The organism is Stenotrophomonas sp. I18B00994 (assembly GCF_014145825.1).
GTDB lineage: Bacteria > Pseudomonadota > Gammaproteobacteria > Xanthomonadales > Xanthomonadaceae > Stenotrophomonas > Stenotrophomonas maltophilia.
The window spans coordinates 145,621-158,376 of record NZ_JACIUW010000007.1 but is presented as its reverse complement, the minus strand read 5'-3'; the positions used below and the strand labels follow the sequence as shown (position 1 = coordinate 158,376).

The following is a 12,756-nucleotide window of genomic DNA, read 5'->3' as shown; positions in this document are numbered from 1 at the left end:
CGGGACTGCTTTTTCGTACGTCAAAGTGAAGCCCGTATGAATCAGGCGTTTATCGCGAAAATGTCCATCGCCGCAGTGGCGGCGTTGATGGTGGCCGGTTGCGCCACCAAGTCCGCTCCCGATTTCGGAGGCCGCTGGAAGCCGGTGAACCGCTTTGCTGCGGCAACCACCGAGATCCCGCTGTACTCCAGCTACGTCTACCAGGCCTCGCCGATGGATGGCACGCTCAAAGCCATGCTCGAGCGCTGGGCCAAGGATTCCGGACGCACGCTGGATTACCGCCTGAGCTCGGACTTCACCCTGTACGGCGCGGTCTCCAACATCGACACCACCAACGCTCAGCAGGCCGTGATCGATCTGACGGCGGCCTATGCAGCGCAGGGCATCTCCGTCTCCATCGTTGGCAACCAGATCGTTGTGCAGAGCGCTGGCTCGACGCCGACCGCGTCGGCACAGGGCGCTGATTCCAACAGCGGCACCTGAGTCCACCTCGAAATCATCGAACGTGCCGCTCCCCGCGCCTGTCGCAGGGGTGCCACGCCCATTGATGTTTCAGCAGTACGGAAGAATCCATGTTCCGCAAGAAGGATCCCGGCAATAGTCCCAAGGTCGAGCAGTCGGTCGCCAAGGCGGTCAGCTACGAGATCACCGTGGCCGACATGGCGCGTCGCAGTGAGCGCCGCGCCTGGTGGGTCGCCACCGGCTCATTGCTGATGTCGCTGGCACTGGCGGGCGGCTACTACTACATGCTGCCGCTGAAGGAGAAGGTGCCGTTCCTGGTGATGGCCGATGCCTACACGGGTACCGCTACGGTGGCGCGCCTGAGGGGCACGTTCCAGGGCGAGACGATCACCACCAATGAAGCGGTCAACCGCAGCAATGTCGCCCAGTACGTGCTGGCGCGCGAGTCGTACGACTCCGCGGTGATGGGGTTGCGCGACTGGGAGCTGGTGTTCGTCATGTCCAGTGATGCCGTGGCCGCAAGCATGAAGCAGCGCTATGCCAGCAACAATCCGCAGAATCCGTTCGTGATGTACGGCCGGGGCAAGGCGATCAGGGTCAAGATCCTCAGCATCACCCCGCTGGGCGTGCAGGCGAACGGCAGCTTCCGTGGCGCGTCCGTGCGCATCCAGCGCAGCCTGCTCGACAAGCGCAGCGGTGTGTCGACCTATCTGGACAACCAGCTGGTCACCATGCGCTTCCAGTACAACCAGAATCTGGCGCTCTCCGAACAGGACCGCGTGCTCAACCCATTGGCGTTCCAGGTCACGGAGTACCGTGTCGACAACGACTATGCGCGCGGCGTGCCCGTGCCGGATGACGGTGCCATGCAGCAGCAGGCCCAGGATGCCGCGCAACAGGCACAGCTCGCCGCGCAGCAGGCGCAGGGCATGTACGTTCCGAACAATCCGGCCGCTGCCACCATGATCGATCCCGCCACCGGTCAGCCTGTCGCAGTGCCGGCCAATGGGCAGATGCAGCCGATGCAGGGTGCGCCCATGCAGGGGCAGCCGGTCCAGGGGCAGCCGATGCCGGGGCAGGGCGCGCCGGGACAGCCGGCAATGATGCCGGCACCGAACCATTCCACCGGAAATGCTGATGGAGCAAGCAACCGATGAGTAGTCGAAAAATCAGGGGAAGCGCGTGGGCGCTGCTGTCGTTGCTGTCGCTGGTGTTTTCCAGCGCGGCGATGGCGCAGGCAGTTGACCACTACGAGTATGAGAAGGACCGCATCTACCCGGTTCGCACCGGCCTGGGCCTCACCACCCAGATCGAGCTGAGCCCGAACGAGAAGATCCTCGACTACAGCACCGGCTTCAGCAGCGGCTGGGAACTCACCCGTCGCGAGAACGTGTTCTATCTCAAGCCGAAGAACGTCGACGTCGACACCAACATGATGGTGCGTACCGAGACCCATTCGTACATTTTCGAGCTGAAAGTCGTTGCCACCGACTGGCGCCAGCTTGAGCAGGCCCGTCGCGCCGGCGTGCAGTACAAGATCGCCTTCGTCTATCCGAATGACACTGTGTTCGGGCCTGCCCAGGCAGCGGTCGAGGAAGAGGCGCAGCCGCTGCTGAGCACCGAGTTGGCCAAGGACCGCCAATACAACTTCAACTACTCCTATTCGACCAGCAAGGCGAAGAAGATGGGGTGGCTGATCCCGGTCAACGCCTACGACGATGGCCGTTTCACCTATCTGAAACTGCCCAACTCGCCCGAATACAAGACCGGCATCTTCCCGGCCGTGTTCGGTCGCGAGAAGGAGTACGGCGAGGATTTCGTGGTCAACACCACGGTTGAGGGCAATACGCTGATCGTGCACGGGACGTACCCGTACCTGGTCATCCGCCACGGCGACTTCGTCGTCGGCCTGCGAAGGAACGTGAAGAAATGAGCCAGCAGAACACTCCCGAAAACGATCCGAATCCGTCTCCGTACGGACAGGGGCCTGCGGCTCAGGAGCCATCGGCGAACCCTTACTACGGGCACGCGCAGACAGAGGCGGCGCCGGATCTGGATGCCAGTGCCCCACAGCTTCGCTCTGCGGAAGAGCAGCGCTTGAACCGCAAGGCGCTGTTGTTCCTCGGCGGCATCCTGGTGTTGTTGCTGGCCATGGGCTTCCTGCTGCTGCGCAAGGGCAAGGAAGACGCTGAAGAAGCCAAGGCGCCGCCGCAGGTTGCACGTTCGAGCACCCCCGACCTGCCGATCATTGCACCCTCCGCGATTCGCGAGGCCGCCCGGGAAGCCGCCGAGCCCATTCCGATGCTGCCGCCACCGCCGCAGGAAACGATGGGCCCGACGTTCATTCCTCGCGCCGAACCCGAGCGCGAGGTCGAGCGTGGCCCGAGTCTGCTGGATCGCCGCATTGCCGGTAGTGGTGGCGCAGGCGTGGGCACGGGCGACGCCGGCGGCCAGGCTGCAGCAGGGGACAACGACGATCCCTACATGCAGGCCACGTTGGCTGCGCTGCAGGCGCAGAACGGCAATGCTCCGCCGGCCAAGGTGCGCCGCGGGCCAGATGTGGAGGATGTGTCCAATGCTTCCTACATCCGGAGCCCCGATGCACTGCTGGTGCGTGGCACCTATCTGCGTTGTGTACTCGAGACCCGCATCATCACCGATCTTGCAGGTTATACGTCGTGCCTGTTGACCGAACCGGTGTACTCGATCAACGGCCGCAGCCTGCTGCTGCCCAAGGGGTCCAAGATCTACGGTGCGTACGGTGGTGGTCCCAAGGGCAAGCGCGTGGAAGTGATCTGGGATCGCATCACCACGCCCAATGGCATCGACGTGGCCATGTCCAGCCCGGGCGTGGATCAGCTGGGTGGTGCCGGTCATCCTGGCCAGTACAGCGCGCACTGGGGCAGCCGCATTGCATCGGCGCTGATGATCAGCCTGATCGCCGACGCCTTCAAGTACGCCGCAGCCGAGCATGGCCCGGAGTCGACGACGGTTTCCAGTAATGGTTTTGCCGTTCGTTCGCCCTATGAAAGCGCCACCGCGCGCACGATGGAGCGTCTCGCCAACGAAGCCCTGACCAGTTCGAATCGCCCGCCGACTGTCACCATCAACCAGGGCACCGTCGTGAACGTCTACGTCGCAAAGGACGTCGACTTCACCAACGTGCTCAACCCGCGCCGGTAACCCGAAGAACAACCATGGACGCCGAAGTGTCACCCCTCGCCCTCGTTTCCAGCGACTTCCTGCGCTATCAGTACGAAGTGCTGGGCATCGCCGAGTACATGACATCCCCGGAAGTGACGGAAATCTGCATCAACCGTCCCGGTGAGCTGTACCTGGAAACCCGGGCGGGGTGGCAGCGGGTGGAGGTGCCGGGCCTGACGTTCGAGCGGGCACGGCAGTTCTGCACCGCCGTGGTGAACGAAAGCAACACCGGCCAGCGCATCACCGATGCCGATCCGGTCGTCTCGCTCACCTTCCCGACCGGGCAACGTGCGCAGTTCGTGATTCCACCTGCCTGTGATGCCGGCAAGGTCTCGATCACGATCCGCCTGCCGTCCAAGCACACCAAGTCGCTCACCCAGTACCACGAGGATGGCTTCTTCAACCAGATCCTGGAACAGGATGGCAGTCTGAGCGAGCAGGACCGCGAGCTGCTGGAACTGCGTCAGCAGCGCGAGTACGCAGAGTTCTTCCGTCGTGCGGTGATGTACCGCAAGAACATCGTGGTCTCCGGTGCGACCGGTAGCGGCAAGACCACCTTCATGAAAGCGCTGGTCAATCATATCCCGGACAACGAACGCCTGGTCACGATCGAGGACGCACGCGAGCTGTTTCTGACCCAACCCAATGTGGTGCACCTGCTGTACTCCAAGGGTGGGCAGAGCACCAGCAATGTCAGCGCAAAGAGTTGCATGGAAGCCTGCCTGCGCATGAAGCCCGAGCGCATCATCCTGGCCGAGCTGCGCGGTGACGAGGCGTTCTACTTCATCCGCAACTGCGCATCGGGCCACCCGGGCTCGATCACCAGTTGCCATGCCGGTAGCCCGGAGCAGACCTGGGACCAGCTGGCGCTGATGGTGAAGGCCTCGGCCGAGGGTTCTGGCCTGGAGTTCAACGTGATCAAGCGACTGTTGATGATGACCATCGACATCGTCGTGCATATCAAGGCACATGCCGGCTCGCGCTACATCACCGGCATCGACTTCAATCCTGGGCGTGCCCAGGGGCAGGAGGGCTGACCAATGCTGCCAGGACTGGAAATGATGGCGTGCCCGGAAATGGCCGTCTCGATGGACGTGATGCAGCACGTCATCAACGTGGAATCGTCGCGCAACCCCTATGCCATCGGCGTGGTCGGCGGCGCCCTGGTGCGCCAGCCCAAGGCCCTCGACGAGGCGCTGGCCACCGTTCGCATGCTGGAGGAGAAGGGCTACAACTTCTCCATTGGCCTGGCCCAGGTCAACCGTTACAACCTGGGCAAGTACGGGCTGGATTCCTACGAGAAGGCCTTCCAGCAGTGCCCGAACCTGCAGGCGGGTTCGCGCATCCTCGCCGATTGCTACAAGCGCTCCGGTGGTGACTGGGGCAAGTCGTTCAGCTGCTACTACTCGGGCAACTTCGAGACCGGCTTCCGTCACGGGTACGTGCAGAAGATCTACGACTCGATCCGCCGCGGTCAGCAGGTCGCAAGCAACGCCGTCGCGCCGATTGACGTGGTCAGCCGCGGCGAGCGTCGGGTGGTCAGGGTCGAACATCATCCGCAGACGGCCTCGCCGGCCCAGGCGCGCATCGTCGCCCAGGCCAGTGCGCCGGTGTACGTACCGTCCAATGACCCGGCCCGCGCCTACACCGTTTACCCATCCACCGGTGCGATGGCCCGCGGCAGCCTGCTGAACATCGCCGACCAGGCGGTATCGCGCGTGGTGCTGGGCTCGGTCGATCGAATGATGCAGCCACAGGCACAGCGTGGAAACGACATGCCGCAGCAGGCTCCGCAGCCGTATCAGCAGCCTGGTGCGGCGCAGGGCGGGGCAGCCATGCCGCAACAGCTTCCCGGGATGGCTGCCGGCGCGAACGCGCCGGTGATGCTGCGCCCGTGGAATGAGCGTAACGCGCCGGCAGCGGACACCCAGAATTTCTACAACGCACCGGCGCCCCGTGCGCCGGTGCAGCAGATTCCCGCAGGGGATGCGGCCTTCGTGTTCTGACGAAGTCGTGGTGCGACCGGTCCCCCGGCTGGTCGATTCAGTTGTGTTAGTCCATCAACAAGGAAATCAATCCATGAAGCGATTCAATCTCGACCTCGTCCAGGCCCAGCGCACGCTGAAGACCATGCTGATGGCCGTCGCATTCGCCGGTGCTGTGTTCGCTCCGCAGGCCCTGGCCGGCACTGACTTCGGTGGTACCGATGGCAAGGTCTGCGGCTTCTTCTCCAACATCAACGGTCTGCTGAACATGGCCTCGATCGCCGTGGTCACGATCGCCGTGATCTTCGCCGGTTACCAGATTGCGTTTGCCCACAAGCGCATCGGTGACGTGGCCCCGATCCTCATCGGCGGTGTGCTGATCGGCGCGGCAGGCCAGATCGCGCGCATGCTGCTCGGCAAGGAGGCTGGCAGCTGCGAAAAGGTCGGTGGTGGCGACGGCGCTGGCATGGCGTTTGAAATGATCAAGCACGCCGTCCAGTACTACAGTGCATAAGAACGTCCTGTTCCGGGGATGCACGCGCCCAGCGATGTTCCTGGGCGTTCCCTACCTGCCATTTTTCATGGTGGCGGGTGGGTTGTTGCTGCTGAGCATGTACACGAACTTCTGGTTTCTGCTGACCATCCCGGTGGCCATTTTCATCATGCGGCAGATGGCCAAGCGTGACGAGATGATCTTCCGCCTGCTGGGCCTGCGCCTGATGTTCAAGCTCAAGGTGCGCAACGTGCAGGAGCATGATGGCATGTGGGTGTTCAACCCGAATCACTACCGCAACAAGCCAGCCCCCAGGGATTGAGGGCTGGATCCGGCCAGGCGGGCGTTGAGCGCCCGCCTGGCCAACTCCGCATCTTTGTCGGCAGTACCTTTTGGAAGCAGTCGTATGTTCAACCCAGATACCTCCATCAGCGAATTCATCCCCTTGTCGTCGCACGTGGCTCCGAATGTGGTGAAGACCACGGGCGGCGACTACCTGTTGACGTGGCACCTGGAAGGGCTGCCGTTCGTGGGGCGCGAAGAATGGGAGCTTGAGCATCGGCACAACACCTTCAACCGGTTGCTGCAGACGCTGCGCGCACCGGATTTCGTCAACGTTGCCTTCTGGGTGCATGACATCCGGCGCCGTCGCACCCTGAAGGGAAAGAGCTACTACAAGCAGCGCTTCAACCAGGATGTGTCCGACCAGTACATGGGCATGCTGTCCTCCCAGCGCATCATGCAGAACGAGCTGTACCTGACGATGATCTATCGCCCGGTGGTGGCGGGAAAGCGCTTCGTGGAGAAGTCCGCGAACGTGGACAAGCTGCGCGCCGAGCAGGAGCAGGCCGTCGAGAAGCTGATGGAGCTCGCCGGCAACGTCGAGGCTGTGATCCGCGACTACGCGCCTTACCGGCTCGGTATGTACGAAGCCAAGAACGGTGTGGTGTTTTCCGAGACGCTTGAGCTGTTCGGCTACCTGATCAACCGCATCGATGAGCCGGTACCGGTGCTGTCGGCGCCTGTGAAAGACTATCTTCCGGTCAGCCGTCATATGTTCTCGGCCAAGACCGGCGATTTCGTGATCAATACGCCCAATGGCGTCAATCATTTCGGCGCGATCCTGAATATCAAGGAATATGCCGAGGGGACCTATCCGGGCATTCTCAATGGTCTGAAGTATCTGGACTATGAGTACGTCATCACCCATTCGTTCAGCCCGATGGGGCGCCAGGACGCATTGAAGGTGCTGGACCGGACCAAGGGCATGATGATCTCCTCGGGCGACAAGGCGGTCAGTCAGATCGTCGAACTCGACCAGGCGATGGATCATCTGTCGTCAGGCAACTTCGTGCTGGGCGAATACCACTTCATCATCGCGGTGTATGGCGACAGCCAGGCGAAGCTGTCGCAGAACGTGGCCTCGACCCGTGCCGAGCTGTCCAACGCCGGTTTCGTGTCGACCAAGGAGGATCTGGCAGTCACCTCGTCGTTCTATTCGCAGCTGCCGGCCAACTGGCGCTTCCGCACGCGGCTGGCCAACGTCAGCTCGCTGAATTTCCTCGGCCTGTCGCCGCTGCACAACTTCGCCACCGGCAAGCAGCACAACAACCCGTGGGGCGACTGCGTGACCACGCTGCAGACCACCAACGGCCAGCCGTACTACTTCAATTTCCATGCCACCCATCCATCCGAGAATTCGCTGGGTGAGAAGGCGATCGCCAACACCATGGTGATCGGCAAGTCCGGTACCGGCAAGACCGCGCTTATCAACTTCCTGCTCAGCCAGGTTCAGAAGTATGAGCCGTCACCGACCATCTTCTTCTTCGACAAGGACCGTGGTGCGGAGATCTTCGTGCGTGCCTGCGGTGGCAATTATCTGGCCCTGGAGAACGGTGCGCCGACCGGCTTCAACCCGTTCCAGTGCGAGAACAACGAAGCGAACGTGCAGTTCCTGGCCGAACTGATCAAGGTGCTGGCCGGCAAGCGCGAGTACAGCGCCCGCGAGGAAGAGGACATCTACCGTGCGGTGGAGAGCATGCTCGATACGCCGATGCATCTGCGCAGCATGACCAACTTCCAGAAGAGCCTGCCCAACATGGGCGACGACGGCCTCTATGCGCGCATGCGCCGTTGGACTTCGGGCAATTCGCTGGGTTGGGTCTTCGACAATCCGATCGATACGGTGGATCTGAGCAAGGCCAACATCATCGGCTTCGACTACACCGACATCATCGACAATCCCGAAGTGCGCGTGCCGGTCATCAATTACCTGCTGCACCGCCTGGAATCGCTGATCGACGGTCGACCGCTGATCTATGTGATGGACGAATTCTGGAAGATCCTGGACGGCGAGGGTGGCCTGAAGGAGTTCGCGAAGAACAAGCAGAAGACCATCCGTAAGCAGAACGGCCTGGGCATCTTCGCCACGCAGAGCCCGGAAGACGCGCTGAAGAGTGATATCTCCGCTGCCCTGATCGAGCAGACCGCCACGCTCATCCTGCTGCCGAACCCGAACGCCAGCAAGAGCGACTACATGGATGGCCTGAAGTTGACCGAGGCGGAGTTCAAGGTGGTCACGGCACTGGACGAGCGCTCGCGCTGCTTCCTGGTCAAGCAGGGCCATGCTTCCAGTGTCTGCCAGCTCAACCTGCGTGGCATGGACGACATCCTGTCGGTGATCTCGGCCTCGACCGACAACATCGACATCATGCATCGGGTGCTGCAGACGGCTGCAGTCCGCAATCGGATCACCGTGGACGAACTCACGCCGGAACAGTGGCTGGAGGACTTCTACAAGAACCGAAAGGGCTCTGGTAAAGCCAAGGCCTCTGCCGAAACCGATGCGGCTTGAAAGCCCTGGATCAGACAGCGCCGAATGAAATCCATTCCCCTGGAGAAGAACATGAGCATGACATCCCGAAATCACAAGCGCCACCGCGGTCTGCGTCAGAAGCGCCTGGCAGCCATCCTGCTGGGGAGCATGGTCATGTTCTCCACCACGTCGGTTTCGGCCGGTGGTTACCCTGTCTTCGACCTCAGTAATCTCATGCAGGCACTGAAGGACTTTGCCCAAGGGAAGGCGCAAATGAAGGCTGACGGGCTGGAGTACGCGGCTCAGGTAACTCGGTGGAGAAGGACGTTCCAGGAGTACCAAAATGCGCTTGTCCAGATCCAGGGCATGATCAACAACTTCGGCTTGCCGCCAGGCGCCACATTGGAGCGGGTTCCAGACGACTATATGGTCGCCGACCTCTGCCGTACGTCGGCGGGCTTCAGCGCTGGCAGCCTGCTGAAGAAGTTTGTGCTGGATACCTCCGGTGATCTCTACGCGCAGCAGCAGCAGCTGTGCGTCAACATCCAGATGATGGAAAACCGGAAGCGCAACGAGACGGTGGATTTCATCGAGAAGACCATTCCCAGCATCAACGCGTCGTTGTCTGAGATCATGGGCTGGCGAGGCGGCGCCGATGGCAATCTTGCGGGAACTCTTTCGGCCGTGAACAGTGACTCCCTGCGTACGGCAAACGATATTTCCAAGCTGCAGCAGGAGTGGGAGGCGCGCATGCGGTCCTACGACGCCTATCAGGAGTCAATGATGGCCAATCAGCGCGTGCTGGCGCGCGTGGCATTGAAGGGCAAGCCGGGCGTCATCTCGCAGCTGGTCAAGACGGCCGCATTGGAACGCGCTTTGCACGTCGACTGACGCCGCTTGGGGCAGGTGCATAGGCACCCGCTCCACGAGGTTGTCCGGTAGGGATACATCAAGGGATTGCGGAAATGATCAGGTCGATTGCCAATTTTGATTTCAATGGCGGATTCCAGGATTTGATGGGGCACGTTGCACGTGTCCAGTCGATCGGGGATTTCGTGTTCTTCAAGTTCATCTTCGACTTCCTGCGAAGCAAGATAAACAAGTTCGGCATCGACATGATGGGGGAAATGATGCAGTGGGTCGGCGGCATCGCCCTCACGCTCATGACCCTGTGGGTGCTGGTGCAGGGCTTCCGCATCGTGACCGGCCGCAGCCGGGACTCAATGATGGTGCTGGTGACCAATATGGCGCGTGCGGCGTTGATCGTCAGCGCGGCCACCACGATGGGCGCTTTCGGCACCAACCTTCAGAGCTTCCTCACCCACGACGTCAAGGCAGAAATCACGAAGGTCGTGACAGGCTCGAACGAGTCACCCGAAGCTCAGATCGACAAGAGCCTGGCATGGATGCAGGTGGCGCTTTCCAGTATCGACGCCATCCAGATCATGAATGACGGGGAGCTGCTGGAGGACAAGAAGCGGGCACTGTTCTTCATCGGCATGGGCACCGCAGGTCCAGCCATCACCGCTGGTGCGATGCTGATGCTGTATGAAATCGCCATGGCGCTGTTCATCGGCTTTGGCCCCCTGTTCATCCTCTGCCTGTTGTTCGACCAGACCAAGCAGTTGTTCCAACGTTGGCTGTTCTACGGCATTGGCACGATGTTCTCCATGGCCGTACTTGCAGCGATGGTTTCCATCGCACTGGACATGGTGGTACGTGTGGCGGCCACTTTCTGGACCACAGCGCTGGTGCAGGAATTCATCCTCAAGGAAAGCATGTCCGACGGCATGACCAGCCAGGCAATGCAGCAGGGAGGCATGGGCCTGATCCTCACCGCGTTGATCCTGACTACACCCCCAATGGCAGCGATGTTCTTCCAGGGCACCCTGGGCACCTTCATGGCATATTCGCAGATAGGCGGTGGTGCCAGTGCCTCGCCGAGTGCCGATGGTCGTCCGCCGGGCATGTCGGCTCCGCCGCCGGCGCCGTCGGGAGATCGTGGTTCGGTGGGGGCGCCTGTCGCAGCAACCTCCCCTGTTGTCAATAACGCGATTGCTCCGACTCAAAGCCCAGGTATGCGAGGAAATGCAACAGGTCAATGAGTTGTGAGACTGAGGCGCCGTGAATTTTCAGAGATTCAAGACAATGGCCGATTTCAAACCTTTACGCGGTAATCCGGCGTTCGTGACTCTGACGCTGCTGTTTGCTGCACTCCTCGTTGCCAATAACGCCAATGCGGAGGGCCGATGCCCGGCCGGCCAGTACCCCATCGGCGATCAAGGGGTGGGGGGGTGTGCCCCCATCCCTGGAGCGGGGGGGGGCGCCCGTGGGGCGGAACCCGCTGGCCAGTGGCATAAGACGTGGGGTGCCATTGCTTCCTCGCCCAGCACGAACGAAGCAGGCGTGGCGACAGGGAGGGCTACGAAAGAGGATGCGGAGCGTGTCGCTCTCGAGGGATGCGGCATGCGCGCTGCTCGCGACTGCCGAGTACTCATCGCGTACCGGAACCAGTGTGCGGCTTGGGTCGTTCCTCAGAGCCAAGGCAATGGGGCGCGTGGTGGCGTTGCGAGCGGTAAAGACTTGAAGGAAGCCATTGCGCAGGCACAAAAGATCTGCGTGGATCCGGCTGGAACGCAATGCAAAGTCGCCTACTCAGCGTGTTCTGAGCCGGTCTATGAGGCGTTCTAGCTAAAGGATCCTGACAGCCAGTGCTTGGAGCGTGTTGATTGCTCAGGGCAACGGCTTGGGCAAGCTTCGACATGCCGACGTGAAGGCGATATTGGTGCGACGGCGTCTATGTGATCGACAGTAACTTGCTGTGCCCCGGCTCTACTTCAACTGGGTGATTTACTTCAGTCGAGCCTGCGTTGATGCACAGTCTGACGCGATTGACCTTGAGCGTTCAGCGTGGCTGCGCCACCATCGGGCTTGCAGCGCACTCCGGTTGGAATCGCCGAGTTCTCCAATGATCTTGTACCCGGCCAGCCCGGGCCTGTGTTTGCTCTGCGAAGCCTTCCCAACCCGGGAGGCAAGTTTGGGCAACGATCATCTGCTCAGGCCGTCCCGCCTCTCACAATGGGCAGCAAAGGAATGAGTCTCCCCATGAAACGAATCCACCTCGCTTTTCTCCCGTGTCTGCTGATTGCAGGCCTGCCGCCGTTCACCGCGCTTGCCGAAGGCAACTGCCCGCAGGGCATGTATCCCATCGGTGGCCAGGGTGTACAGGGCTGTGCGCCCATTCCGGTAAGCAGCTCAGGATCCCCGTACAACAATCGCCCCAACTGGGCGCAGACCGTGCGCGGCGTGGCGATGGATGCCCGCGGCGATACCTTCATCAGCAACTCGATGCGCTCACGGGGCAAGGCCAAGCGTGCATCCATGAAGGAGTGCAGGGAGTTCGGGAAAGGCGAATGTACGTTGGCGACCCTGTTCCAGGCGCAATGCGTGGCGGTCGCCCACGCGGGCCTGGGCACTGAAACCACCAGCGTCGCCACCGCCATGTCCGAACAGGGAGCGGTCATTGTCGCGATGCAGCAATGCAACGCGAAGGCGGCATGGAAGCAGCTGCCGCAGGGACAATGCGGGATCGCCAGAACGGCCTGCACGGCGGATCTGTTCATCAGGTAAGGCGCCATTCACGCTAAGCCCCGTTTTCTGTGATCAATTCCGCTTTTCGATTTCCTCGCACTTCGACGCGGCAGAACGCCTCGCGGTAAGCTCCCCACGCGTCATGAAAATGACGCGCCAGTGCCGCCGAATGCAGGGGTTCTTCCGTCCAGTGAGGACGCTGTCAG

General features: G+C 61.5%; 12 protein-coding genes. All 12 read left to right on the top strand.

Annotation, left to right across the window (positions count from 1 at the left end; translation table 11 throughout):
* Positions 1-36 precede the first annotated feature (36 nt).
* The 12 genes from H4O10_RS09955 (at position 37) to H4O10_RS09895 (ending at position 12,589) form a co-directional block, all read left to right on the top strand.
* A complete protein-coding gene (locus tag H4O10_RS09955) occupies positions 37-483 on the top strand; it encodes a hypothetical protein (RefSeq protein WP_012480646.1) in 447 nt (148 codons plus the stop codon).
* 89 nt (positions 484-572) lie between these two features.
* Complete coding sequence (locus tag H4O10_RS09950; RefSeq protein ID WP_012480645.1) at positions 573-1,619, top strand: type IV secretion system protein; 1,047 nt, start codon at positions 573-575, stop codon at positions 1,617-1,619.
* Entirely contained in the window at positions 1,616-2,395 is a 780-nt protein-coding gene (locus H4O10_RS09945; protein ID WP_033833167.1) for a TrbG/VirB9 family P-type conjugative transfer protein, read from the top strand. The genes H4O10_RS09950 and H4O10_RS09945 overlap by 4 nt, the downstream gene beginning before the upstream one ends.
* Entirely contained in the window at positions 2,392-3,645 is a 1,254-nt protein-coding gene (locus tag H4O10_RS09940) for a TrbI/VirB10 family protein (RefSeq protein WP_033833166.1), read from the top strand. Before H4O10_RS09945 ends, H4O10_RS09940 begins: the two co-directional genes overlap by 4 nt.
* 14 nt (positions 3,646-3,659) lie before the next feature.
* Positions 3,660-4,703, top strand: coding sequence for a P-type DNA transfer ATPase VirB11 (virB11, locus tag H4O10_RS09935; RefSeq protein ID WP_033833165.1), 1,044 nt, complete (start codon positions 3,660-3,662; stop codon positions 4,701-4,703).
* A gap of 3 nt (positions 4,704-4,706) precedes the next feature.
* Positions 4,707-5,672: a lytic transglycosylase domain-containing protein gene (locus tag H4O10_RS09930; protein ID WP_180845633.1), complete on the top strand. Its 966-nt coding sequence runs from the start codon at positions 4,707-4,709 to the stop codon at positions 5,670-5,672.
* Positions 5,673-5,745: 73 nt separating this feature from the next.
* Positions 5,746-6,165, top strand: coding sequence for a TrbC/VirB2 family protein (locus H4O10_RS09925; RefSeq protein ID WP_012480640.1), 420 nt, complete (start codon positions 5,746-5,748; stop codon positions 6,163-6,165).
* Complete coding sequence (locus H4O10_RS09920; RefSeq protein WP_012480639.1) at positions 6,158-6,466, top strand: VirB3 family type IV secretion system protein; 309 nt, start codon at positions 6,158-6,160, stop codon at positions 6,464-6,466. Before H4O10_RS09925 ends, H4O10_RS09920 begins: the two co-directional genes overlap by 8 nt.
* Before the next feature lie 84 nt (positions 6,467-6,550).
* Complete coding sequence (locus tag H4O10_RS09915; protein WP_033833162.1) at positions 6,551-8,998, top strand: VirB4 family type IV secretion/conjugal transfer ATPase; 2,448 nt, start codon at positions 6,551-6,553, stop codon at positions 8,996-8,998.
* Positions 8,999-9,022: 24 nt separating this feature from the next.
* Positions 9,023-9,850 carry a hypothetical protein gene (locus H4O10_RS09910; RefSeq protein ID WP_024958425.1) on the top strand — a complete coding sequence of 276 codons (828 nt, stop codon included), beginning with the start codon at positions 9,023-9,025 and terminating at the stop codon, positions 9,848-9,850.
* Between the two features lie 74 nt (positions 9,851-9,924).
* Complete coding sequence (locus H4O10_RS09905) at positions 9,925-11,064, top strand: type IV secretion system protein (RefSeq protein ID WP_049402204.1); 1,140 nt, start codon at positions 9,925-9,927, stop codon at positions 11,062-11,064.
* Positions 11,065-12,037: 973 nt separating this feature from the next.
* Positions 12,038-12,589, top strand: coding sequence for a DUF4189 domain-containing protein (locus H4O10_RS09895; RefSeq protein ID WP_229295628.1), 552 nt, complete (start codon positions 12,038-12,040; stop codon positions 12,587-12,589).
* Positions 12,590-12,756 lie beyond the last annotated feature (167 nt).